Origin of the sequence: Pseudomonas caricapapayae (assembly GCF_001400735.1) — a bacterium.
Lineage (GTDB): Bacteria > Pseudomonadota > Gammaproteobacteria > Pseudomonadales > Pseudomonadaceae > Aquipseudomonas > Aquipseudomonas caricapapayae.
Map to the genome: position 1 here is coordinate 1 of NZ_LJPW01000013.1, position 22,442 is coordinate 22,442.

At 57.8% G+C, this 22,442-nt stretch carries 25 protein-coding genes, 1 tRNA gene and 3 pseudogenes; 24 read left to right on the forward strand and 5 right to left on the reverse strand.

Annotated features, from left to right (window positions below; genetic code table 11):
* Window positions 1–301: pseudogene (locus ALO80_RS02550) on the forward strand (type III effector HrpK); the annotation flags it as partial.
* A gap of 296 nt (window positions 302–597) precedes the next feature.
* Here the strand turns inward: ALO80_RS02550 and ALO80_RS02555 are convergent.
* Window positions 598–1,500, reverse strand: coding sequence for a LysR family transcriptional regulator (locus ALO80_RS02555; RefSeq protein WP_055007824.1), 903 nt, complete (start codon window positions 1,498–1,500; stop codon window positions 598–600).
* A 139-nt stretch (window positions 1,501–1,639) separates the two neighbouring features.
* Here ALO80_RS02555 and ALO80_RS02560 point away from each other — a divergent pair, with 139 nt between their 5' ends.
* Window positions 1,640–2,386: an SDR family oxidoreductase gene (locus ALO80_RS02560; protein ID WP_054984080.1), complete on the forward strand. Its 747-nt coding sequence runs from the start codon at window positions 1,640–1,642 to the stop codon at window positions 2,384–2,386.
* Window positions 2,387–2,484: 98 nt separating this feature from the next.
* Here the strand turns inward: ALO80_RS02560 and ALO80_RS32250 are convergent.
* Together ALO80_RS32250 and ALO80_RS31870 are read right to left on the reverse strand one after the other, a co-directional pair.
* Window positions 2,485–2,633: pseudogene (locus ALO80_RS32250) on the reverse strand (TetR/AcrR family transcriptional regulator); the annotation flags it as partial.
* 313 nt (window positions 2,634–2,946) lie between these two features.
* Complete coding sequence (locus ALO80_RS31870) at window positions 2,947–3,291, reverse strand: hypothetical protein (protein WP_223813453.1); 345 nt, start codon at window positions 3,289–3,291, stop codon at window positions 2,947–2,949.
* 419 nt (window positions 3,292–3,710) lie between these two features.
* Between ALO80_RS31870 and ALO80_RS02570 the strand changes: the two are divergent.
* Window positions 3,711–4,176, forward strand: a pseudogene (locus ALO80_RS02570) (DinB/UmuC family translesion DNA polymerase); the annotation flags it as partial.
* A gap of 81 nt (window positions 4,177–4,257) precedes the next feature.
* Here ALO80_RS02570 and ALO80_RS02575 read toward each other — a convergent pair.
* Window positions 4,258–4,342, reverse strand: a tRNA-Leu gene (locus ALO80_RS02575).
* Between the two features lie 117 nt (window positions 4,343–4,459).
* Between ALO80_RS02575 and queA the strand changes: the two genes are divergently transcribed.
* The 6 genes from queA (at window position 4,460) to ALO80_RS02605 (ending at window position 10,543) form a co-directional block, all read left to right on the forward strand.
* Window positions 4,460–5,524 carry a tRNA preQ1(34) S-adenosylmethionine ribosyltransferase-isomerase QueA gene (gene queA / locus ALO80_RS02580; protein ID WP_055007826.1) on the forward strand — a complete coding sequence of 355 codons (1,065 nt, stop codon included), beginning with the start codon at window positions 4,460–4,462 and terminating at the stop codon, window positions 5,522–5,524.
* A gap of 14 nt (window positions 5,525–5,538) precedes the next feature.
* Entirely contained in the window at window positions 5,539–6,654 is a 1,116-nt protein-coding gene (tgt, locus tag ALO80_RS02585; protein ID WP_122239191.1) for a tRNA guanosine(34) transglycosylase Tgt, read from the forward strand.
* Between the two features lie 53 nt (window positions 6,655–6,707).
* Window positions 6,708–7,043, forward strand: a complete 336-nt coding sequence (yajC, locus tag ALO80_RS02590; protein WP_002552468.1) for a preprotein translocase subunit YajC — start codon at window positions 6,708–6,710, stop codon at window positions 7,041–7,043.
* A gap of 62 nt (window positions 7,044–7,105) precedes the next feature.
* A complete protein-coding gene (secD, locus tag ALO80_RS02595; protein WP_055007827.1) occupies window positions 7,106–8,974 on the forward strand; it encodes a protein translocase subunit SecD in 1,869 nt (622 codons plus the stop codon).
* 9 nt (window positions 8,975–8,983) lie between these two features.
* Window positions 8,984–9,895, forward strand: a complete 912-nt coding sequence (secF, locus tag ALO80_RS02600) for a protein translocase subunit SecF (RefSeq protein WP_004406504.1) — start codon at window positions 8,984–8,986, stop codon at window positions 9,893–9,895.
* Between the two features lie 108 nt (window positions 9,896–10,003).
* Window positions 10,004–10,543: a glycine zipper 2TM domain-containing protein gene (locus ALO80_RS02605; RefSeq protein WP_002552471.1), complete on the forward strand. Its 540-nt coding sequence runs from the start codon at window positions 10,004–10,006 to the stop codon at window positions 10,541–10,543.
* A gap of 67 nt (window positions 10,544–10,610) precedes the next feature.
* Here the strand turns inward: ALO80_RS02605 and suhB are convergent, their stop codons facing one another.
* Entirely contained in the window at window positions 10,611–11,426 is an 816-nt protein-coding gene (gene suhB, locus ALO80_RS02610; RefSeq protein ID WP_054988600.1) for a type III secretion system regulator SuhB, read from the reverse strand.
* Between suhB and ALO80_RS30410 the strand changes: the two genes are divergently transcribed.
* The 15 genes from ALO80_RS30410 to ALO80_RS02680 all read left to right on the forward strand — a co-directional run bounded on the left by ALO80_RS30410 (window position 11,425) and on the right by ALO80_RS02680 (window position 22,441).
* Window positions 11,425–11,604: a hypothetical protein gene (locus tag ALO80_RS30410; protein ID WP_144434196.1), complete on the forward strand. Its 180-nt coding sequence runs from the start codon at window positions 11,425–11,427 to the stop codon at window positions 11,602–11,604. The genes suhB and ALO80_RS30410 overlap by 2 nt on opposite strands.
* A 37-nt stretch (window positions 11,605–11,641) precedes the next feature.
* The gene (gene trmJ / locus ALO80_RS02615) at window positions 11,642–12,415 is read left to right on the forward strand and encodes a tRNA (cytosine(32)/uridine(32)-2'-O)-methyltransferase TrmJ (RefSeq protein WP_055007828.1); all 774 of its coding nucleotides are present in this window, start codon (window positions 11,642–11,644) and stop codon (window positions 12,413–12,415) included.
* On the forward strand, window positions 12,415–13,191 hold the full coding sequence (gene cysE / locus ALO80_RS02620) for a serine O-acetyltransferase (RefSeq protein WP_055007829.1): 777 nt from the start codon (window positions 12,415–12,417) through the stop codon (window positions 13,189–13,191). The genes trmJ and cysE overlap by 1 nt, the downstream gene beginning before the upstream one ends.
* Before the next feature lie 158 nt (window positions 13,192–13,349).
* Window positions 13,350–13,841, forward strand: a complete 492-nt coding sequence (gene iscR / locus ALO80_RS02625) for a Fe-S cluster assembly transcriptional regulator IscR (protein ID WP_054988603.1) — start codon at window positions 13,350–13,352, stop codon at window positions 13,839–13,841.
* Window positions 13,842–13,885: 44 nt separating this feature from the next.
* A complete protein-coding gene (locus ALO80_RS02630; protein ID WP_055005295.1) occupies window positions 13,886–15,100 on the forward strand; it encodes an IscS subfamily cysteine desulfurase in 1,215 nt (404 codons plus the stop codon).
* Window positions 15,101–15,182: 82 nt separating this feature from the next.
* Window positions 15,183–15,569 (forward strand): Fe-S cluster assembly scaffold IscU, encoded by a 387-nt coding sequence (gene iscU / locus ALO80_RS02635; RefSeq protein ID WP_055007830.1) that lies wholly within the window; start codon window positions 15,183–15,185, stop codon window positions 15,567–15,569.
* A gap of 59 nt (window positions 15,570–15,628) precedes the next feature.
* On the forward strand, window positions 15,629–15,952 hold the full coding sequence (gene iscA, locus ALO80_RS02640) for an iron-sulfur cluster assembly protein IscA (protein WP_003365093.1): 324 nt from the start codon (window positions 15,629–15,631) through the stop codon (window positions 15,950–15,952).
* Between the two features lie 10 nt (window positions 15,953–15,962).
* Window positions 15,963–16,484 carry a co-chaperone HscB gene (hscB, locus tag ALO80_RS02645; protein ID WP_054988605.1) on the forward strand — a complete coding sequence of 174 codons (522 nt, stop codon included), beginning with the start codon at window positions 15,963–15,965 and terminating at the stop codon, window positions 16,482–16,484.
* A gap of 44 nt (window positions 16,485–16,528) precedes the next feature.
* Window positions 16,529–18,391 (forward strand): Fe-S protein assembly chaperone HscA, encoded by a 1,863-nt coding sequence (hscA, locus tag ALO80_RS02650; protein ID WP_055007844.1) that lies wholly within the window; start codon window positions 16,529–16,531, stop codon window positions 18,389–18,391.
* 3 nt (window positions 18,392–18,394) lie between these two features.
* A complete protein-coding gene (gene fdx / locus ALO80_RS02655; protein WP_054988607.1) occupies window positions 18,395–18,736 on the forward strand; it encodes an ISC system 2Fe-2S type ferredoxin in 342 nt (113 codons plus the stop codon).
* Between the two features lie 14 nt (window positions 18,737–18,750).
* Window positions 18,751–18,951: a Fe-S cluster assembly protein IscX gene (iscX, locus tag ALO80_RS02660; RefSeq protein WP_054988608.1), complete on the forward strand. Its 201-nt coding sequence runs from the start codon at window positions 18,751–18,753 to the stop codon at window positions 18,949–18,951.
* Window positions 18,952–19,047: 96 nt separating this feature from the next.
* Window positions 19,048–19,473, forward strand: coding sequence for a nucleoside-diphosphate kinase (gene ndk, locus ALO80_RS02665; protein WP_002552482.1), 426 nt, complete (start codon window positions 19,048–19,050; stop codon window positions 19,471–19,473).
* A 33-nt stretch (window positions 19,474–19,506) separates the two neighbouring features.
* Window positions 19,507–20,655, forward strand: a complete 1,149-nt coding sequence (gene rlmN, locus ALO80_RS02670; protein ID WP_055007831.1) for a 23S rRNA (adenine(2503)-C(2))-methyltransferase RlmN — start codon at window positions 19,507–19,509, stop codon at window positions 20,653–20,655.
* A 26-nt stretch (window positions 20,656–20,681) separates the two neighbouring features.
* Complete coding sequence (gene pilW, locus ALO80_RS02675) at window positions 20,682–21,440, forward strand: type IV pilus biogenesis/stability protein PilW (RefSeq protein ID WP_055007832.1); 759 nt, start codon at window positions 20,682–20,684, stop codon at window positions 21,438–21,440.
* On the forward strand, window positions 21,440–22,441 hold the full coding sequence (locus ALO80_RS02680; protein ID WP_055007833.1) for a RodZ domain-containing protein: 1,002 nt from the start codon (window positions 21,440–21,442) through the stop codon (window positions 22,439–22,441). Before pilW ends, ALO80_RS02680 begins: the two co-directional genes overlap by 1 nt.
* Window position 22,442 lies beyond the last annotated feature (1 nt).

Genomic DNA, 22,442 nt, shown 5'->3' on the forward strand with positions numbered 1-22,442 from the left:
CGGCATCGATGCCGGGGCAAAACTGATGGGGCGTGAAGCATCGGCCGGACTCGGCCGCATGGCCGGCCAGATCGCAGGCCGCGCCATCGGTATGGTCGCAGGCGAGGCCACGGGGCTCGCGGCGGGTGCGGCGCTGGGTGCTGCAGTGCCCGTCATTGGCTGGGCTATCGACGGCGCGATGGCGTTGGGCTTCGGCATCTCCGCTATCGTCGATGCGGTGAAGAAGCACAAGGCGCAAAAGGCGTTCGATCATAACGTCGATCCGGTGCTTGAGCAGTTCGGGATTGCGAAGGCACATTGATTGCTCGTCAGCAAAATACCTGCGCTTGCCGATAGACGAGGCAAGCCTATTTCAGGGTGACGGAGCTGGGGAGGGGAAGAGGGCGACTGTGTCAGAACACTTTCCATCAGACGGAAAAAAGACCTTGAAACTCAAGGTCTTTTTTAATTTGGTGATACCTGAGGGAAACTTGAAATAACATTTTTATCGAACGGGTCAAAGATAGACTACCTGGTTTGCCGAAGATGCCGAACCGTCACCTGATGAATTTTTATCATCAGTCGGGCGTCAGGAGCATGCCAAGCTGACTACTGCCATTACGAGGGTCTGAGTGGGTCCTTAAATGCAGGATTTTTTGCGAACACCTCGGCGATGAAATCCATGAACACAATGGCCCTTTTGGGGAGGAGTCGGTCGGCAACGTAAATGACTTGCACGGGGACCGCCGGAGCTGCGTAGTCCCTGAGCAACACCTGCAGATTGCCATTTTTCAGCCCTTCGTCGTAAAGCCATTCGGGCCCTTGTGCGATTCCCAGTCCTTCGTTTACATACGCTCGTATGGCCTCAGGTGAGTTGACCCGAAGCCTGCCTGAAACGGGCACATCGATATCCCGAAAGCGCCATGTGCTGCCTGTCGACAGCAGGGTGTAGATCAGGCAATCGTGCGTTCTCAGATCATCGGGCGTCGTGGGGATTCCGCGTTTGGCCAGGTATCCCTTGCTGCCAACGCATACACGCTCGAACCAGCCTAGCGGCCGGGCTCGCATTGTGCTGTCTTCCAGATGTCCGATACGGATCGCCAGTTCAGCCCCTTCGTCGACCAGATTCACATAGCGATCATTGATCTGCAGGTCGAGCGTCAGCTCTGGATAGCGCTCCAGAAATGTGGACACATGCGGCACCACGAATGCATGGGCCAGCGCGGTCGGACAGGCGACTCGCAACAATCCGGACGGGGCGACGTTCTCCCTGAAAGACGACTCCGATTCTTCCACAGCATCGAGAATGCGCCGGGCATCTGCGTAATAGCGTTCTCCCTCCGGGGTTAGGGCAAGCTTACGTGTGGATCGGTGAAGCAGCCTGGTTTGCAAATGGTTTTCCAGCGCCGCCACATAGCGGCTGACATTAGGCTGTCCCAGCCCCAGGTCACGCCCCGCAGCCGAGAAGCTTCCTTTCTCGACAGCGCGAACAAAGCAGGTCATCAGCAATAGTCGGTCCATCCAGGCCTCTGATTCATGCAATAAAAGCATGAAAAGTATTCGAAAATCCCATCTTATCAATGTGAAGGTATGAATACATAGTTTCCGTCAGGCAGGTCAGTACATCGACTGACCGTGAAAAACCGAAAAGGAAACTGACATGTCCCGATTGCAAGGCAAACGCACTCTCATCACCGGCGGCACCAGCGGAATTGGCCTGGAAACGGCCAAGCAGTTCCTCGCCGAAGGCGCGCGCGTGATCGTTACCGGAGTCAATCCGGAGTCCATCACAAAGGCTCAGACGGAATTGGGAAGCGAAGTGCTGGTACTGCGTGCTGACTCGGCCAGCATCAATGCGCAGAAGGAACTGGCGCAGGCCGTTCAGACTCACTATGGCCAACTCGATGTTGCCTTTCTCAATGCAGGCGTATCCGTTTGGCTGCCGATCGAAGAGTGGACGGAGGAAATGTTCGATCGCTCCTTCGACATCAACGTCAAGGGGCCGTACTTTCTGATCCAGGCATTGCTGCCAGTTTTCGCGAACCCTGCGTCAGTGGTTCTCAACACCTCGGTCAGTGCACACCTCGGTGACGCACGTTCATCAGTCTATGGCGCGACCAAGGCCGCTTTCCTGAACATGTCAAAAACGCTTTCCAGCGAACTGCTCCCGCGTGGTATTCGCGTCAATGCAGTCAGCCCTGGCCCGGTTGATACGCCACTTTACGACAAGCTCGGTATTCCCGATGCCTATCGCGAACAGCTCAACCATGATATCGCAGCGACCATTCCGTTCGGCCGGTTTGGTACGCCCGAGGAAGTGGCCAAGGCCGTGCTGTACCTGGCGTCAGACGAGTCACGATGGACGGTGGGCTCGGAACTCATCGTTGACGGTGGCCGCTCGCTTTAGCTGCCAACGGTATGAGCGTCTACTGCGCTTTTACGGAAAACCTGCCACTCAGGCTTTCTTGAAGTCAGCACGTAGCTTCTACACGGCCCGCTCCCATTTTGACTCGTCTTGTCGACCATGATCATAGCTTCGACACTCCGCATGTCTGGGCTCGACAGCGTGCGAGGCAGGGTTGATCCACCGCCATTAGCTGATCTTCGGCCGAACCGCCGACGCTTTCAAAAAGGGCTTGTGGTGCAAGTTGCCTACCGACCATGAAGTTGCTTGGCGGCAGCGCCATGGTCGGTAGGCAACAAAGGACTGTTCAGGGTAATGGCTCGTCTCTTCCAGCCGCACTGATTGAAACTTCGATTATGCTGGCCCGAAGAGTCCGGTTTCTTTCAGACGAATTCTTGAAGACCCTCATCTCTATCCGATTACCCGGTAAAACGGCTCATGATAAAGTCATCGGGGTCAGGGAAGTTGTCATCGTCTGAATCAGGCTGGACTTCTCTGAGCCGTTCGCCGGCTTGCTTTGCCGACACATTGTGTCCTGCCGCACGCATGTCATCCCTAAAGACTTAAGCATTTCCTCCGGGAGCACTGCTTTTTGATCCGAGCACAAATTTTCGAGGAATCGATTGATCTGTCATGAGTGCGGTGCCGCCGGTCCTGGGGTCGGTTATCAGGTTCAAATTGTTTCTGACGCCGATGGTGCATACCAGTGTGGGATTACTCATGTCAGCAAACATAGCAAAGTGCTTGGCTTCTTTTCGGGATGAAGACAAATAATGATGTTGTCTGGATTCAGACTGAGCCTTCCTACTCGGGTTCATAAACATATTTGTGTTGCCACCTTCAGTAGCGCCGCCCGTTTTTCTACCTGCATCGAACCCTTTGCTTCTCAAGTCTATTTTTGATTGCATGGATGTACCGTGCCACAAGACAGATTCGCTATACACTCTCCTCGCATTGGGTATCAAGTTGCCACTGGATGGCTCTGAATCAGTTTCGTAGCCGCGATCATTACTGTTCGCCGGTCTGCTTGCCGCCCATGGGTTCCTCATGGCTTTCGTGACCGGAGTAATATCCAGTGCTTCTTGACGTACTCGGTACACAGCCCATAAAAGACCTCTTGCTTGAAAGTATGGAACTGATCTGTGGCGTTCGAAGGCTAATGAGTTACCCGTCAGAACAGAGCCATTGCTGGAAGCGATTTCTTTGACTGCACATTCGCCTGTACGCTTCACACATTTATTGGTCTGGACATGTTCAGGCTGGGCAGAAAAAGCCTAACGCAGGATTTTCTCTGAGTGCTGCAGGCTTCCTTCACATGTCATGCCGAATTGAGCCAATCAAGGAAGCGGTGGCCACCTACACGCAGCGTGCTGCCGAGAAGCTTCGCTCCCAGAATCTCCTGTGCATGAGGATCAGAGTCAGCATCCGCACTGGCATGTTAAATCCGGAAGAAGCCAAGTACGCCAATGGCGCACTGGTCGAACTTCCGTATCCCACCAATGACGTGGGCTTGATGACGAAAGCTGTGACCGAGGCTGTGAATCGTCTGTTCCGGTCGGGCTTCAAATACAGCAAAGCGGAGGGAGGTGCTGCTACTGGACCTTTGTCAGCCGGGTGGAGTTCAGGATGATCTTTTCGCGGCCGAGAAGGTGATGGGCGTGCTGGATAAGATCGATACGCGCTGGGGGGGGGGAAGCGCACCTACGAATCCCGAGAGGGCGATGCGTCGTGACATGATGAGCCAGATGTACACAACCAGGCGGGATCAGTTGCGGACCGTAAGGTGTGATTGATCCTGTCTTTCCGATGCCATTACGCCAACTTTACGCCAGACGAAAAAAAAGACCTTGAAATTCAAGGTCTTTTTTAAATGGTGGTGCCCCGAGGGAGAATCGAACTCCCACTTCTTTCGAAAACGGATTTTGAATCCGCCGCGTCTACCAATTCCGCCATCAGGGCTCAATGGCGGCGAAGTATAAGGATGAGTTTTCCGTTGGTCAACAGCGATTTACGCAGGTTTTTTACTAATGCTGCCAAACCGGATAAACTTCCCGGCCCTGCTAAACGAACCCGATCATGCGCGTCGCTGACTTTACTTTCGAACTCCCCGATTCCCTGATTGCTCGCCATCCGCTGGCCGAGCGTCGCAGCAGTCGTCTGTTGACCCTCGATGGGCCGACTGGCGCGCTGGCACATCGTCAATTCGCTGATTTGCTTGAGCATTTGCGCTCGGGCGACTTGATGGTGTTCAACAATACCCGCGTCATTCCCGCTCGACTGTTCGGGCAGAAGGCGTCCGGCGGCAAGCTGGAGATTCTGGTCGAGCGCGTGCTGGACAGCCATCGGGTGCTGGCGCATGTGCGTTCCAGCAAGTCGCCCAAGCCGGGCTCGTCGATTCTGATCGACGGCGGCGGGGAGGCCGAGATGGTGGCGCGGCGTGACGCGCTGTTCGAACTGCGCTTCGCCGAAGAAGTGCTGCCGTTGCTGGAGCGTGTCGGCCATATGCCGTTGCCTCCTTATATAGACCGCCCGGACGAAAGTGCGGACCGCGAGCGCTATCAGACCGTTTACGCCCAGCGCGCAGGTGCTGTGGCTGCACCGACCGCCGGCCTGCATTTCGATCAGCCGCTGATGGAAGCGATTGCCGCCAAGGGCGTTGAAACCGCGTTCGTCACGCTGCACGTTGGCGCGGGTACTTTCCAGCCGGTGCGCGTCGAGCAGATCGAAGATCACCACATGCACAGCGAATGGCTGGAGGTCAGCCAGGACGTGGTGGATGCGGTGGCCGCATGCCGCGCGCGAGGCGGGCGTGTGATTGCCGTCGGGACCACCAGCGTACGCTCGCTGGAGAGTGCGGCGCGCGACGGTCAGTTGAAGCCGTTCAGCGGCGACACCGACATCTTTATCTACCCAGGCCGTCCGTTTCATGTGGTCGATGCCCTGGTAACCAATTTCCATCTGCCTGAATCCACGCTGTTGATGCTGGTTTCGGCGTTCGCCGGTTATCCCGAGACGATGGCGGCCTACGCGGCGGCCATCGAGCACGGCTACCGCTTCTTCAGTTACGGTGATGCGATGTTCATCACCCGCAATCCCGCGCCGACGGCCCCTCAGGAATCGGCACCAGAGGATCACGCATGAGTCGCACCTGTCGTATGTCTTTCGAATTGCTGGCCACCGACGGCAAGGCCCGTCGCGGTCGTCTGACCTTTCCGCGTGGTGTGGTGGAAACCCCGGCGTTCATGCCGGTGGGTACCTATGGCACGGTCAAGGGCATGCTGCCGCGTGATATCGAGGCCACGGGTGCGCAGATGATTCTGGGTAACACCTTTCACCTGTGGCTGCGTCCCGGCACCGAAGTCATCAAGGGCCACGGCGATCTGCACGATTTCATGCAGTGGCAAGGTCCGATTCTGACCGACTCCGGCGGTTTTCAGGTGTTCAGCCTGGGTGCCATGCGCAAGATCAAGGAGGAGGGCGTGACCTTCGCTTCGCCGGTCGATGGTGCCAAGGTGTTCATGGGGCCTGAAGAGTCGATGCAGGTCCAGCGTGATCTGGGCTCTGACGTCGTGATGATCTTCGACGAATGTACGCCTTATCCGGCTGACGAGGACGTGGCGCGTATCTCCATGGAGCTGTCGCTGCGCTGGGCCAGGCGCTCCAAGGTTGCGCATGGCGAAAACACGGCCGCACTGTTCGGCATTGTTCAGGGCGGCATGCACGAGAACCTGCGCAAGCGTTCGCTGGAAGGCCTGGATGAGATCGGCTTTGATGGCCTGGCGATCGGCGGGCTGTCGGTGGGCGAGCCCAAGCACGAGATGATCAAAGTGCTGGACTACCTGCCGGGCCTTATGCCAGCAGACAAACCTCGTTACTTGATGGGTGTAGGCAAACCGGAGGATCTGGTCGAAGGTGTGCGCCGCGGTGTTGACATGTTCGACTGCGTGATGCCGACCCGCAATGCCCGCAACGGTCATCTGTTCACCGATACCGGTGTGCTGAAAATCCGCAACGCGTTCCACCGTCATGACAATTCGCCGCTGGATCCGACCTGCGACTGCTACACCTGCAAGAACTTCTCGCGCGCTTATCTGCATCACCTGGACAAGTGCGGCGAAATGCTGGGGAGCATGCTTAATACGATCCACAATTTGCGGCACTACCAGCTGCTTATGGCTGGTTTGCGCGAGGCTATTCAACAGGGTACATTGGCCGCCTTCGTCGATGCCTTCTATGCCAAACGCGGCCTTCCAACGCCGCCTCTGGGTTGAAACAGAACGAGTTTTTCCTGCTTTTTATACTAATTATGTAACTGGAGCGACAAATGAGCTTTTTCATCTCTCCCGCTTTTGCGGATGCTGCTGCACCGGCTGCCGGTCCTGCGGGCAGTGGTTTCGAGTGGATCTTTCTGGTCGGCTTTCTGGTCATCTTCTACCTGATGATCTGGCGTCCACAGGCCAAGCGCGCCAAAGAGCAGAAAAACCTGCTGGGCAACCTGCAGAAAGGCGATGAAGTTGTCACCAGCGGCGGTATTGCGGGCAAGATCAATAAAGTGACCGACGACTTCGTGGTGATCGAAGTGTCTGACACCGTTGAGCTGAAAATCCAGAAGGGCGCCATCGCGGCCACTCTGCCAAAAGGCACCCTGAAAGCGATCTGAGCAACAACTTTTACCCATCGACGGGGCGCGCAAGGCGCCCCGCGTTTTAAGCGGGCGGCGTGATGCTGAACAAATACCCTCTGTGGAAATACGTACTGATCCTGGCGGTGCTGGTGGTCGGTTTTATTTATTCCGCACCCAATCTCTACCCTGATGATTCTGCCATTCAGATCAGCGGTGCAAGCACTGCGCTGCAAGTCAATCAGGCAGATGTCGATCGTGCAGCCAAGGCGCTTGCCGATGCCGGCATCTCGGTCAAGGCTTCTTCTCTGGCCGAGAATGGCAAGGGCGGTTTGTTGCGTCTGAGCAAGCAGGAAGACCAGTTGCCGGCCAAGGATGTCGTGCGCAAGGCGTTGGGTGATGACTATGTCGTTGCACTGAACCTGGCGCGTACCACGCCGACCTGGTTGCGTAACCTGGGCGCAAGCCCGATGAAGCTCGGTCTCGACCTGTCCGGTGGTGTGCACTTCCTGCTGGAAGTCGACATGGACAAGGCGATCGATGCGCGTCTGAAGGTTTACGAAGGCGAAGTCAAATCGCTGTTGCGCAAGGAAAAGGTGCGTTATCACAGTTTGCCGCAGCTGGGCAATGTGATTCAGCTGGGCTTTTCCGATGATGCAGAGCGCGAGCAGGCTCGTGCGCTGGTGCGCAAGACCTTCACCGATTTCGAAATCACGCCTGCCGAGCTGAACGGGATTCCCGTACTGCGCATGGCGTTGACTCCGGCCAAACTGGCCGAGATTCGCGAATACTCGATCAAGCAGAACCTGACCACTGTACGTAACCGGGTTAACGAGCTGGGTGTTGCCGAACCGCTGGTCCAGCGTCAGGGTGCCAACCGCATCGTGGTCGAGCTGCCGGGTGTACAGGACACCGCGGAAGCCAAGCGTATTCTGGGCAAGACTGCCAACCTCGAATTCCGTCTGGGCGCAGGCCCGGATGACTCGAAAGGCACCACCGAAATGTTCGAGTTCCGCGAAGGCGGGCGTCCGGCAGCGGCGGTGGAGCGTGGTCTGATCATTACCGGCGATCAGGTGACTGACGCCAAGGCCAGTTTCGACGAGCATGGCCGTCCACAAGTGAACATCAACCTTGATGGCCACGGTGGCGAGCTGATGAGTCGCGCAACCCGCAGTAATGTGGGGCGCAGCATGGCGGTGATTTTCATCGAGCAGCGTCCGACCACTACCTACACCAGGCAAATGGTCAACGGCGTCGAGAAAGACGTGCCTGTTCAGACCTTCAAGGAAGAAAAGAAGATCATCAGTCTGGCGACCATCCAGTCGCCACTGGGCAGCCAGTTCCGGATTACCGGTCTGAACGGTCAGGGCGAGTCTTCCGAGCTGGCGCTGCTGTTGCGTGCCGGTGGTCTGGCGGCACCGATGTACTTCGCTGAAGAGCGCACAATTGGCCCGAGCCTGGGCGCCGACAACATCACCAAGGGTATCGACGCTTCCCTGTGGGGCATGCTGTTCGTTTCGCTGTTTATCATGGCGATCTACCGTTTCTTCGGTCTGATCGCGACCGTTGCCCTGGCCTTGAACATGGTCATGCTGCTGGCGCTGATGTCCTTGCTGGGTGCGACACTGACCCTGCCGGGTATTGCCGGTATCGTGTTGACGATGGGTATGGCGGTGGATGCGAACGTACTGATCTTCTCGCGGATTCGTGAAGAGATCGCCAACGGCATGACGGTTCAGCGTGCTATCAACGAAGGTTTCGATCGTGCCTACACGGCGATCCTCGACGCCAACCTGACGACGCTGCTGGTCGGCGGCATTCTCTTTGCGATGGGCACCGGCCCGGTCAAAGGGTTTGCGGTGACCATGTCGCTCGGGATCTTTACCTCGATGTTCACGGCCATCATGGTGACCCGCGCTATGGTCAACCTGATCTACGGCGGTCGTGACTTCAAGAAGTTGTGGATTTAAGGGGCTGCCATGTTACGTACCATCAACTTCATGGGCGTTCGCAATGTTGCGTTCGCCATCACGATGCTCCTTACCGCACTGGCGTTGTTCAGCTGGTTCCATAAAGGGCTCAACTTTGGTCTGGACTTCACCGGCGGTACGCTCATCGAGCTGACCTACGAGCGTCCGGCCGATCTGGGCAAGGTTCGCCAGGAGCTGGTTTCGGCGGGCTATCACGAAGCCGTTGTACAGAGCTTCGGTGCCACCACTGACTTGCTGGTGCGCATGCCGGGTGAAGACCCGCAACTGGGTACTCAGGTTGCCGACGCGCTGCGCAAGGCGGGTGCCGACAACCCGGCCGTGGTCAAGCGCGTCGAGTTTGTCGGCCCGCAGGTCGGTGAAGAGCTGCGCGATCAGGGCGGCCTCGGCATGCTGATGGCGCTGGGCGGCGTACTGATCTACCTGGCGTTCCGCTTCCAGTGGAAATTTGCGGTCGGGGCGATCATCTCGCTGATCCACGACGTGGTGGTGACGATGGGCATCCTGTCGTTCTTCCAGATCACCTTCGACCTGACGGTGCTGGCGGCGGTACTGGCGATCATCGGTTACTCGCTGAACGACACTATCGTGGTCTTTGACCGGGTACGCGAAAACTTCCGCCTGCTGCGCAAGGCTTCGCTGATCGAGAACATCAACATTTCCACCACGCAGACACTCCTGCGCACCATTGCAACCTCGGTTTCGACCCTGTTGGCGATTGTCGCACTGTGGGCGTTTGGTGGTGACAGCCTGGAAGGCTTCTCCATTGCGTTGTTCATCGGTGTGCTGGCGGGTACTTACTCGTCCATCTACATCGCCAACGTGGTGCTGATCTGGCTGAATCTGACCACCGAGGATCTGATCCCGCCAGTGGTCGTTGAGAAGGCTGACGATCTTCCGTAGATCCGACCGTCATAAAAAAGGCGCGAGTGCTGAACTCGCGCCTTTTTTTATGCTCCAAGGCTAGGCATTGCGCAGCCATGCTGCGTTTCGATTGGTCAGGAGGTTCAAGTGAACAAGTCTATGCTTGTTGGTGCTGTGTTAGGTGCTGCTGTCGTGACTGCTGGCGGCGCCGTTGCCACCTATAGCTTGGTCAAGGGTGGTCCTGAGTATGCGGATGTATTGGCGGTAGAGCCGATCAATCAGCAGATCAAAACCCCCCGTGAAGTTTGCAAGGACGTAACCGTTACCCGTCAGGCGCCGGTCAAGGACCAGCACCAGATCGTCGGTAGCGTTATCGGCGCGGTAGCCGGTGGCTTGCTCGGCAACCAGATCGGTGGTGGTAACGGCAAGAAAATCGCAACAGTTGCCGGTGCGGTAGGCGGTGGTTATGCGGGCAACAAGGTTCAGGAAGGCATGCAAGAGCGTGATACCTACACCACTACGCAAAACCGCTGCACAACGGTCAACGATGTGAGCGACAAGGTTGTGGGTTACAACGTCAAATACAAGTTGAACGAGAAAGTAGGTCAGGTTCGGATGGAGCGTGATCCGGGCAGCCAGATTCCAGTCGACAAGAATGGTCAGCTGATATTGGGTCAGGCGCAATAACGCCAGCCGCTGAGCTTCTGCAAGACATAAAAAAACCGGCTTTCGCCGGTTTTTTTATGTCTGCAGCTTAACGCTTGAGCGAAGCCGGCAGGTGCGGTGCAATTGCAGTCAGCACAGCCTTGAAGCATTTGGTGTTACCGGCAACGACATGGCCTTTTTCCAGGAAGTCATGACCACCAGTGAAATCGCTGACCAGGCCGCCTGCTTCCTGAATCAGCAGGGCGCCTGCCGCCATGTCCCATTCCGACAGGCCCGACTCCCAGAATGCATCGAAACGGCCTGCAGCTACATAGGCCAGGTCAAGGCTTGCAGCGCCTGCGCGGCGGATGCCGGCGGTCTGGCCGACCAGGCTGCGGAACATGCCCAGGTAGTTTTCGATGTTGTCCATCTGGTTGTCACGGAATGGGAAGCCGGTGCCGAGCAGTGCGCCTTCGAGGCTCTTGCGCTGGCTGACGCGTAGGCGACGGCCGTTCAGGGCTGCGCCGCGACCACGGCTGGCGGTGAATTCTTCCTGACGGACCGGGTCGAGAACGACGGCGTGCTCAAGGCGACCGCGGTATTTGCAGGCGATGCTGACAGCAAAGTGCGGGATGCCGCGAACGAAGTTGGTAGTGCCGTCCAGCGGGTCGATGATCCACAGGTAGTCGGTGCCTTCGCCGCTGCCTTCGTGCAGGCCGCTTTCTTCGCCAAGGATGCCGTGGGTCGGGTAGGCCTTGCGCAGCGCAGTGATGATGCTCTGCTCGGCGGCGCGGTCGATCTCTGTGACGTAGTCTTTGGCTTCTTTTTCGTCAACCTTGATGGTATCCAAGCGCTCGATGGAGCGGAAAATCAATTCGCTGGCGCTGCGGGCGGCGCGCAGCGCGATATTCAGCATGGGCTGCATGGACAATTCACCTAAGGTTGTTAAAGAGAGCCGGGCATTCTATGGGCTGATTCGAATTATTTCCAGCCTTGCGTTGTTACGGTTGTCGGGTTCGTGTGGGTTTTTTCCAGGTGAGGGCGGTCAGTACCGATCTTCCGGCCCGCACAGCTTCATGGCGCAAGTCGAACCGTTTCTGTAAGATTTGCCCCCCTAATTCGTGTCAGTGAGCGTTCGCTTTGTTGCAGAACATTCGTGTTGTCCTGGTCGGCACTACCCACCCCGGAAATATCGGCGGGGCCGCTCGCGCCATGAAAAACATGGGCCTGTCGCGTCTGGTGCTGGTCGATCCAAGGATTTTTCCTTCGCCCGACGCCGATGCGCGCGCCTCGGGTGCCACCGACATTCTGGAGCGCGCACAGGTTGTCGCGACCCTTGAAGAGGCGCTGGTCGGCTGCCGTCTGGTGCTGGGTACCAGTGCGCGGGACCGAAGCCTGCCGTGGCCCTTGCTTGATCCGCGTGCTTCGGGTGAAAAGGTCGTCGAGCAGGCCGGTGAGGGTGCCGAAGTGGCGCTTGTGTTCGGGCGCGAGCATGCGGGCCTTACCAATGAAGAGCTGCAGCGCTGTCACTTTCATGTGCATATTCCGTCTGATCCGGCGTTCAGCTCCCTCAATCTGGCGGCTGCCGTACAGGTGCTCACTTATGAGGTGCGCATGGCCTGGCTGGCGGTTTCTGCGCAGTCGGAACAGCGCGAAGTGCCGCGAGCCGTCTCGGCGCACAACGCAGAGCTGGCGACGATGGATGAGATGGAAGGTTTCTACGTGCATCTTGAAGCCACGCTTGTGGCCATTGGCTTCCTTGATCCGGAAAAGCCACGCCATCTGATGGCGCGATTGCGCAGGCTTTACGGGCGCAGCGAAGTCGAGCGATCCGAGTTGAGCATCCTGCGTGGCGTGCTAACCGAAACCCAGAAAGCCGCACGCGGTGAACCCTACAAGCGGAAGGATCAGTAATGTTCGAGCGTCTGCGAGAAGACATTCAAAGCGTGTTCCATCGCGATCCTGCTGCACGCAATGCCTTTGAGGTCCTGACCTGCTATCCGGGCATGCATGCCATCTGGCTGCACCGCTTCGGGCATATCCTGTGGCGTAACGGCTGGAAGTGGCCTGCGCGGGTGGTGTCGAACTTCGGTCGCTGGATGACCGGTATCGAAATCCATCCGGGCGCGCGCATCGGCCGCCGTTTTTTCATTGACCATGGCATGGGCATTGTTATCGGCGAAACCGCCGAGATCGGCAATGACGTAACGCTTTATCAGGGCGTGACCCTGGGCGGCACCAGCTGGAATGCCGGCAAGCGTCACCCGACGCTGGAGGACGGTGTGGTTGTGGGTGCGGGTGCGAAAGTGCTTGGGCCGTTCACCGTGGGGGCGGGTGCCAAGATCGGCTCCAACGCCGTGGTGACCAAAGCGGTGCCAGCGGGCGCGACAGCCGTCGGTATTCCGGGGCGCATAATCGTCAAGTCGGACGACGAAGCAGAAGCCAAGCGCAAGGCTATGGCTGAAAAGCTTGGCTTCGATGCGTACGGCGTGAGCGCCGATATGCCGGACCCGGTCGCTCGCGCCATTGGGCAATTGCTTGACCATCTGCAGGCGGTCGACGGTCGTCTGGAAGGCATGTGCGACGCGCTCGGCAGGCTCGGCAGCGATTACAGTGCCAAAGAATTGCCCGAGCTGCGCGACGAGGTTTTCGATTGCGTCAAGGATCGTCACGAAGACAAGGTCGGCTAGGCCGCATGGAGGTCTGGCGCGTGCCATTGCGCCGCACTTTTGCTATGATGCAGCCCGCACTTTTCGCTAATCCCGACTGTTTTACTTGGTCTAATAGTTGACTCATTTACTCGGGAATAGCATACTCGCTCTCATTCCGAACCTCTGCGGTATACGCCATGCGACTGACTACTAAAGGCCGATACGCTGTAACTGCCATGCTTGACCTGGCGTTGCACGCGCAGAACGGGCCAGTGTCTCTGGCCGACATCTCCGAGCGGCAGGGGATTTCCCTGTCCTACCTCGAGCAGCTGTTCGCCAAACTGCGTCGCGGCAATCTGGTTTCCAGTGTTCGCGGCCCGGGCGGCGGCTACCAGCTGTCGCGGGACATGAAAGGCATTCAGGTTGCTCAGGTTGTCGACGCGGTCAATGAATCGGTCGACGCCACGCGGTGCCAGGGTCTGGGCGATTGCCACGCTGGCGATACATGCCTGACCCACCACTTGTGGTGCGACCTTAGCCAGCAGATTCACGAATTTCTAAGCGGTATCAGCTTGGCGGATCTTGTCACTCGCCGTGAGGTACAAGAAGTCGCTCAGCGCCAGGATATGCGTCGTGGTCATCACCACGTTTCGCAACTGGGTAAGATCGAAACGTCCGCCGTCGAATGAACGCAGATGAATGAGCGGTGCGCCTGCCTGATAGGAGAGCTTCAATGAAATTGCCGATTTACCTCGATTACTCCGCGACGACCCCGGTCGATCCGCGTGTCGCGCAGAAAATGATCGAATGCCTGACAGTCGAAGGAAACTTCGGCAACCCTGCATCGCGCTCCCACGTCTTTGGCTGGAAAGCCGAAGAAGCGGTCGAGAACGCTCGCCGTCAGGTCGCAGACCTGGTCAACGCCGATCCGCGCGAAATCGTCTGGACGTCGGGGGCTACCGAGTCCGACAACCTGGCCATCAAGGGTGTTGCGCATTTCTATGCCAGCAAGGGCAAGCACCTGATCACGTCCAAGGTTGAGCACAAGGCTGTCCTCGACACCACGCGCCAACTGGAGCGGGAAGGTTTCGAAGTCACGTACATCGAGCCAGGTGAAGACGGTCTGATCACGCCTTCCATGATTGAAGCTGCATTGCGCGACGACACCATTCTGGTTTCGATCATGCATGTGAACAACGAAATCGGCACCATCAACGACATCGCCGCGATCGGTGAGCTGACTCGCTCGCGTGGCGTGCTGTTCCACGTCGATGGCGCGCAGTCGACCGGCAAGGTTGAAATCGATCTGGCCAGCCTCAAGGTTGATCTGATGTCGTTCTCGGCGCACAAGACCTATGGCCCCAAAGGCATCGGCGCGCTGTATGTCAGCCGTAAGCCGCGTGTCCGCCTCGAAGCAGCCATGCACGGCGGCGGTCACGAGCGCGGCATGCGTTCCGGTACGCTGGCGACGCACCAGATCGTCGGTATGGGTGAAGCATTCCGTATCGCCAAGGAAGAAATGGCCGCTGAAAACGTGCGCATCAAGGCGCTCAGTGATCGTTTCTTCAAGCAGGTCGAAAATCTGGAAGAGCTGTACGTGAACGGCAGCCTGACTGCCCGCGTACCGCACAACCTGAATCTGAGCTTCAACTATGTCGAAGGCGAGTCGCTGATCATGGCGCTCAAGGATCTGGCGGTATCGTCGGGTTCGGCCTGTACATCGGCCTCGCTTGAGCCGTCGTATGTATTGCGTGCCCTGGGCCGTAACGACGAACTGGCGCACAGCTCGATTCGTTTTACCTTCGGTCGTTTCAGCACTGAAGAAGAGATCGATTACGCCGCGCAGAAGGTCTGCGAGGCTGTTACCAGGCTGCGTGCTCTTTCGCCGCTGTGGGACATGTTCAAAGACGGCGTCGATATCTCCAAGATCGAGTGGGCGGCGCACTAATTTAAAGCCGCCTCCAATACAGGTCATGTGCAATTGCGGCGTGACCTGCAGAGCGGCTCCCTGATGTGAGAGGAACAGAATCATGGCTTACAGCGAAAAGGTCATCGACCACTACGAAAACCCACGTAACGTCGGCAAGATGAACGCGGAAGATCCTGATGTCGGCACCGGTATGGTCGGCGCTCCGGCATGCGGCGACGTGATGCGCCTGCAGATCAAGGTCAACGAACAAGGCGTTATCGAAGATGCCAAGTTCAAGACCTACGGCTGCGGTTCGGCAATTGCCTCCAGTTCGCTGGCGACCGAGTGGATGAAGGGCAAGACTCTGGATGAAGCAGAGACCATCAAGAACACTCAGCTGGCTGAAGAGCTGGCGCTGCCGCCGGTGAAGATTCACTGCTCGGTACTCGCCGAAGACGCCATCAAGGCAGCCGTTCGCGATTACAAGCTGAAGAAAGGTCTGCTGTAAGCAGGCTTTGCAGCGCAGCGCGCAACAGCGTTAACGTGCAATACAGTTGAGGAGTTCCGATGGCTATCAGCATGACAGAAGCTGCCGCTAACCACGTACGACGTTCCCTTGAGGGGCGCGGCAAGGGTGATGGCGTTCGTCTGGGTGTCCGCACCACAGGCTGTTCAGGTCTGGCCTACGTACTGGAGTTCGTCGATGAGGCGGCCAGCGAAGACACCGTGTTTGAAATGCACGGCGTCAAGGTGATCATTGACCCGAAAAGCCTGGTCTATCTGGATGGCACCGAGCTCGACTTCGTGCGTGAAGGGTTGAATGAAGGCTTCAAATTCAACAACCCCAACTCGCGCGGTGAGTGCGGCTGTGGCGAAAGCTTCAACGTCTGAGGCTTTTATTGTGGGTACTCCCTGTCATTTCGCCCTGTTCGATCTCAAGCCCGAGTTTCAGCTCGATCTTGATCAGTTGGCAACGCGCTACCGCGAGCTGGCGCGCAACGTACATCCCGATCGTTTTGCTGACGCCTCCGAGCGTGAGCAGCGTCTGGCGCTCGAGCGTTCAGCCAGTCTCAACGAGGCCTATCAGACCCTGAAAAGCCCGCCGAAAAGGGCGCGCTATCTTCTGGCGATGAAGGGTAACGAGGTGCCGCTCGAGGTCACTGTGCATGATCCTGAATTTCTTCTGCAGCAGATGCAATTGCGCGAAGACCTCGAGGATCTGCAGGATGAGGCCGATCTTGCCGGCGTGGCGACCTTCAAGCGCCAGCTCAAGGTCGCTCAGGACGAGTTGAACCAGAGCTTCGCCGCCTGTTGGAACGATGCTGCACAACGCGAGCACGCTGAAAAGCTGATGCGGCGTATGCAGTTCCTCGACAAGCTCTCTCACGAAGTGCGCCAGCTAGAAGAGCGCCTCGACGATTAACCCCGCGCGGCTTTGGTCGCGCGCCAGTGATTATTCTGAACAGCATGGCTTTACTGCAGATCGCCGAACCCGGCCTGAGTCCTCAACCGCATCAGCGCCGTCTGGCTGTGGGTATCGACCTGGGCACTACCAACTCTCTGGTTGCTGCAGTGCGCAGCGGCCTGTCCGAACCGCTGGCCGATGCAGAAGGGCAGGTTATTCTGCCGTCTGCCGTACGCTATCACGCTGATCGTGTCGAGGTCGGGCAGTCAGCGAAATCCGCTGCGTCACAGGACCCTTTCAACACCGTTCTGTCGGTCAAGCGCCTGATGGGTCGCGGGCTGACCGACGTCAAGCAACTGGGCGAACAACTGCCTTATCGCTTCGTCGGCGGTGAGTCGCATATGCCGTTCATCGAAACCGTACAGGGGCCTAAAAGCCCGGTCGAAGTGTCTGCCGATATTCTCAAGGTCTTGCGCCAGCGCGCCGAGTCCGCATTGGGTGGCGAACTGGTGGGCGCGGTGATCACCGTCCCTGCCTATTTCGACGACGCTCAGCGCCAGGCCACCAAGGATGCCGCCAGGCTGGCGGGTCTCAATGTTTTGCGCCTGCTCAACGAGCCAACGGCTGCTGCTGTCGCCTATGGACTGGATCAGAAAGCCGAAGGTGTGGTGGCTATCTATGACCTGGGCGGCGGGACGTTCGATATATCGATCCTGCGCCTGACTGGCGGCGTGTTTGAAGTGCTGGCCACTGGCGGCGACACCGCGCTGGGTGGCGATGACTTCGATCACGCCATCGCGAACTGGATTGTTGCCGATGCCGGTCTGTCTGCCGACCTGGACCCTTCCGCCCAGCGTAACCTGCTGCAGGCAGCCTGCTCGGCCAAGGAAGCACTGACCAACGCCCAGTCTGTTGAAATTGCCTACGGTGAATGGCGCGGTACGCTGACCCGTGATGCACTCGATGCGCTGATCGAACCTATGATTGCGCGCAGTCTCAAGGCCTGTCGTCGTGCAGTGCGTGATACCGGTATCGAGCTTGACGAGGTCGAGGCCGTGGTCATGGTCGGTGGTTCGACGCGTGTTCCGCGTGTGCGTGAGGCAGTTGCCGAATTGTTTGGCCGTCCGCCGCTGACCCAGATTGACCCGGACCAGGTGGTGGCCATCGGTGCTGCGATACAGGCCGATACACTGGCAGGCAACAAACGTGATGGTGGCGAGTTGCTTCTGCTTGACGTGATTCCGCTGTCTCTCGGGCTGGAGACAATGGGTGGGCTGATGGAAAAGGTCATCCCGCGTAACACCACCATTCCTGTAGCGCGTGGTCAGGAATTCACCACGTACAAAGATGGCCAGACGGCCATGAAGATTCATGTGTTGCAGGGCGAACGCGAATTGATCAGCGACTGTCGTTCGCTGGCGCGTTTCGAACTGCGTGGCATCCCGCCAATGGTTGCGGGTGCCGCGAAGATTCGTGTCACCTTTCAGGTCGACGCCGACGGTTTGCTCAGCGTTTCGGCGCGTGAGATGGGGTCGGGCATCGAGTCGAGCATTCAGGTCAAGCCATCCTATGGGCTGACCGATGACGAGGTGACTCGCATGCTCAAGGATTCCTTCGAGTACGCGGGTGATGACAAGGTCGCCCGTGTGCTGCGCGAGCACCAGGTTGACGCCGAGCGCCTGCTTGAAGCCGTTCAAGGTGCCCTGGAAGCGGATGGCGAGCGTCTCCTCGATGAAGATGAGCGGCTGGTCATCAACCTGCAGATGGACGAATTACGTGAATTGATGCAAGGCACCGATGGTTACGCTATCGAGCAGCAGACCAAGCGTCTTTCGCAGGTGACCGACGCATTTGCTGCCCGACGCCTTGATTCGACGGTAAAAGCCGCATTGGCCGGGCGCAACTTGAATGAGATTGAGGAATAACTGATGCCGCAGGTGATTTTTCTGCCCCACGCCGAGCATTGCCCGGACGGGTTGGTTGTAGAAGTGGAGCCCGGCACGTCTATTCTCGACATTGCCCACGAGCATCACATCGAGATTGAAAGCGCCTGTGGTGGCGTGTGTGCCTGCACTACTTGTCATTGCGTCATTCGAGAGGGTTTCGACTCGCTGAACGAAGCCGACGAGCTGGAAGAGGACATGCTCGACAAAGCCTGGGGGCTGGAGGCTCAATCGCGCCTTTCCTGTCAGGCAATCGTCGGTAACGAAGACCTGACTGTCGAAATACCCAAGTATTCGCTCAATCACGCTGCTGAAGCGCCACACTGATTCAAGGATTGCTCATGAGTCTCAAATGGGTCGATGTGCAGGAAATTGCCATCCAGCTGGCTGAAAGCCATCCGGAGATCAATCCGCTCGCGGTGAGTTTCCCCAGGTTGCGCGATCTGGTGATTGCCTTGCCTGAGTTCGATGACGACCCCGCCCGCAGCGGGGAGAAGGTTCTCGAAGCGATCCAGGGGTTATGGATCGAAGAGCTGGATTGACGTTCAGTAACGTACGCCGTTAGGCAATACACCAGAACCCGCGTATAATTCGCGGGTTTAATTTTTCGCTTAAATCACTGTTTCTGGAGTTTCACCATGGCTGTCCAACGTACTTTCTCCATCATCAAGCCTGACGCCGTTGCAAAGAACGTAATCGGCGAGATCACCACTCGTTTCGAAAAAGCCGGTCTGCGCGTTGTCGCTTCCAAGCTGAAGCAGCTGTCCAAGGCCGAAGCTGAAGGTTTCTACGCTGAGCATAGCGCTCGTGGTTTCTTCGGCGACCTGGTTGCGTTCATGATCTCCGGTCCGGTTGTGGTTCAGGTTCTGGAAGGCGAAAACGCTATCGCTCTGAACCGTGAGCTGATGGGCGCTACCAACCCTAAAGAAGCTGCTGCCGGCACCATCCGCGCCGATTTCGCTGATTCCATCGATGCCAACGCTGTTCACGGCTCCGATTCCGAAGCAGCTGCTGCTCGCGAAATCTCGTACTTCTTCGCCGCTACCGAAGTAACCGCTCGCTAAGTCATTTTTGACTGACGAGTGAAGGGTGAATTCATGATTGCATCGACTGGTAAAACCAACCTGCTGGGACTGACTCAACAGGAAATGGAGAAATTCTTCGACTCTATCGGGGAGAAGCGCTTCCGTGCCGGTCAGGTCATGAAGTGGATTCACCACTTCGGCGTCGATGATTTCGACGCAATGACGAACGTCAGCAAGGCCCTGCGCGAAAAGCTCAAGGCGTGTGCCGAGGTTCGCGGTCCTGAAGTGGTCAGCGAGGACATCTCCAGCGACGGCACCCGTAAATGGGTCGTGCGCGTAGAGTCCGGCAGCTGTGTCGAGACCGTCTATATTCCGCAGGGCAAGCGCGGCACCTTGTGTGTTTCGTCCCAGGCGGGCTGTGCCCTGGATTGCAGTTTCTGCTCCACCGGCAAGCAAGGCTTCAACAGCAACCTCACCGCCGCTGAAGTCATCGGTCAGGTGTGGATTGCCAACAAATCCTTTGGCAGCGTCCCGGCGACCGTCGACCGTGCCATCACCAATGTGGTGATGATGGGCATGGGTGAGCCGCTGCTGAACTTCGACAATGTCATTGCCGCCATGCGTCTGATGATGGACGACCTGGGGTATGGCATATCCAAGCGTCGGGTGACGTTGTCCACCTCCGGTGTGGTACCGATGATTGATGAGCTTGCGAAGCACATTGACGTTTCCCTGGCCTTGTCGCTGCACGCACCCAACGATGCGTTGCGTAACCAGTTGGTGCCGATCAACAAGAAATACCCGTTGCAGATGCTTCTCGAGTCCTGCCGCCGTTATATGTCCAGCCTGGGCGAAAAGCGTGTACTCACCATCGAGTACACGATGCTCAAGGACATCAATGACAAGGTCGAGCACGCCGTCGAGATGATCGAACTGCTCAAGGACACGCCTTGCAAGATCAACCTGATCCCGTTCAACCCGTTTCCGCACTCCGGATACGAGCGTCCCAGCAACAACGCGATCCGTCGTTTTCAGGACCTGTTGCATCAGGCCGGTTATAACGTCACTGTGCGCACCACGCGCGGTGAAGACATTGATGCTGCATGCGGCCAGCTGGTCGGGCAGGTGATGGACCGCACGCGCCGTAGTGAACGCTACATCGCTGTGCGTGAGTTGAGCGCCGAGGCCGATACGGTGCCGGTTGCGGCAACTCGAACCTGACTGCCAACCTGATCGAGAGAGACTCCATGTCTGTGCGTGCCTCGCTGCTGCTGTGTGTTGCCATGTTGCTGACGGCGTGCGTGTCCACCGGCAACGTCAACCCGCTGACGACAGCGCAGGGACGTGAAGAAGCGCGCAGGGCTTACGTGCAGCTTGGATTGGGTTACTTTCAGCAGGGGCAGACCGAACGGGCCAAGGTTCCGCTGAAAAAGGCACTCGAACTGGACAGTTCCGATGCGCAGGCCAATGCCGCGCTGGCCCTGGTTTTTCAGACCGAGATGGAGCCGGAGCTTGCAGAGCAATATTTTCGCAAGGCGCTGGCTTCCAGCAACAACGAAACACGTATCGTCAATAATTACGGCAGTTTTCTGTTCGAACAAAAACGTTACAAGGAAGCCTACGAGCGTTTTGAACAGGCGGCTGCCGACAACCTGTATCCTGAGCGGTCACGGGTCTTTGAAAGCCTGGGCATGACTTCGCTGAAGCTGGGTGATCGCGAGCAGGCCCTTGAGCACTTTACCAAGGCGTTGCGCCTTGACCGCCAGTTGCCGCGATCCTTGCTGGAAATGGCGCAGATGTCCTACGAAGACAAGCAATATGTGCCAGCGCGTGATTATTACGACCGTTTTAGCCAGCTCAGCGAGCAAAATGCACGTAGTCTATTGCTCGGTACGCGTCTGGCGAAGATCTATGATGATCGTAACAAGGCGGCCAGTTTTGGTCTGCTGTTGAAAAGACTCTATCCCGGTACGCCGGAATATCAGCAATACCTGTCGGAGCAATGATGAAAGCGGCGCATCCCGAAGTTGTAGCAACCACCCGCGTGAACCCTGGAGAAACCCTGCGCCAGGTCCGCGAGAGCAGGAGCTGGTCGCTGCCAGATGTGGCTTTGAGACTGAACCTCACCGTGACCTCCCTGAGCAATCTGGAGAACGGCCATTTTGAAAAACTGCCTGGGCATACGTTCGCCCGGGGGTATGTACGCGCTTACGCCAAATTGCTCGATCTCGATCAGGCGGCGCTGGTCGAGCAGTTCGACCAGTTCACCGGCACCGATGGCAAGGGCAGTTCGGTTCATGCACTGGGCCGTATCGAAGAGCCGGTCAGGCTGTCACACAACATTCTGCGTATCGTCAGTCTTTTATTGCTGGTGATTCTGGTCGGCGGTGGTTTCTTCTGGTGGCAGGATCAGGCCTCGCTGCGCGGCAAGGATCAGTCCGGGCTGAACATGGAGCATGTCGAAGTCGAAAGCGCCGATGGCACCACGCAGATCCATCCGCTGGATGAGCCGGAAGAGCCCGCAGTGGCTGAAACGCCCGCCGCCGGTCAGACCTCTCTGCCGTTGAATACCGGTGCGCCTGCCAGTGAGGCGCCTGCCACTGCGCCTGCGGCCCCGGCTTCAAACGTCACAGGTCATGCAACGACACAGCCACAGACACCCGCTGCTACGCCACCGGCGAGCACTCCTCAGGCTCCCGTTGCTGCGCCGACCGTCCCTTCGATGCCGACTGCGCCAGCCGAGCAACCCGCGCCTGTCGTGGCGGGTGCCGGTCAGGTCACGGTGCAATTCGTCGCCGATTGCTGGACTCAGGTTACCGACGGAAACGGCAAAGTGCTGGTCAGCGGTCTCAAGCGCAAGGGCGATAGTCTCGACGTCAGCGGCAAGCCGCCATTGACCCTGCGTCTGGGCTTCGCGCGCGGTGCGCAGGTCAGTTACAACGGTCAGCCTGTAGACGTGGCACCTTTTACCAGCGGCGAAACTGCTCGCCTGAAGCTAGGGCAATAAG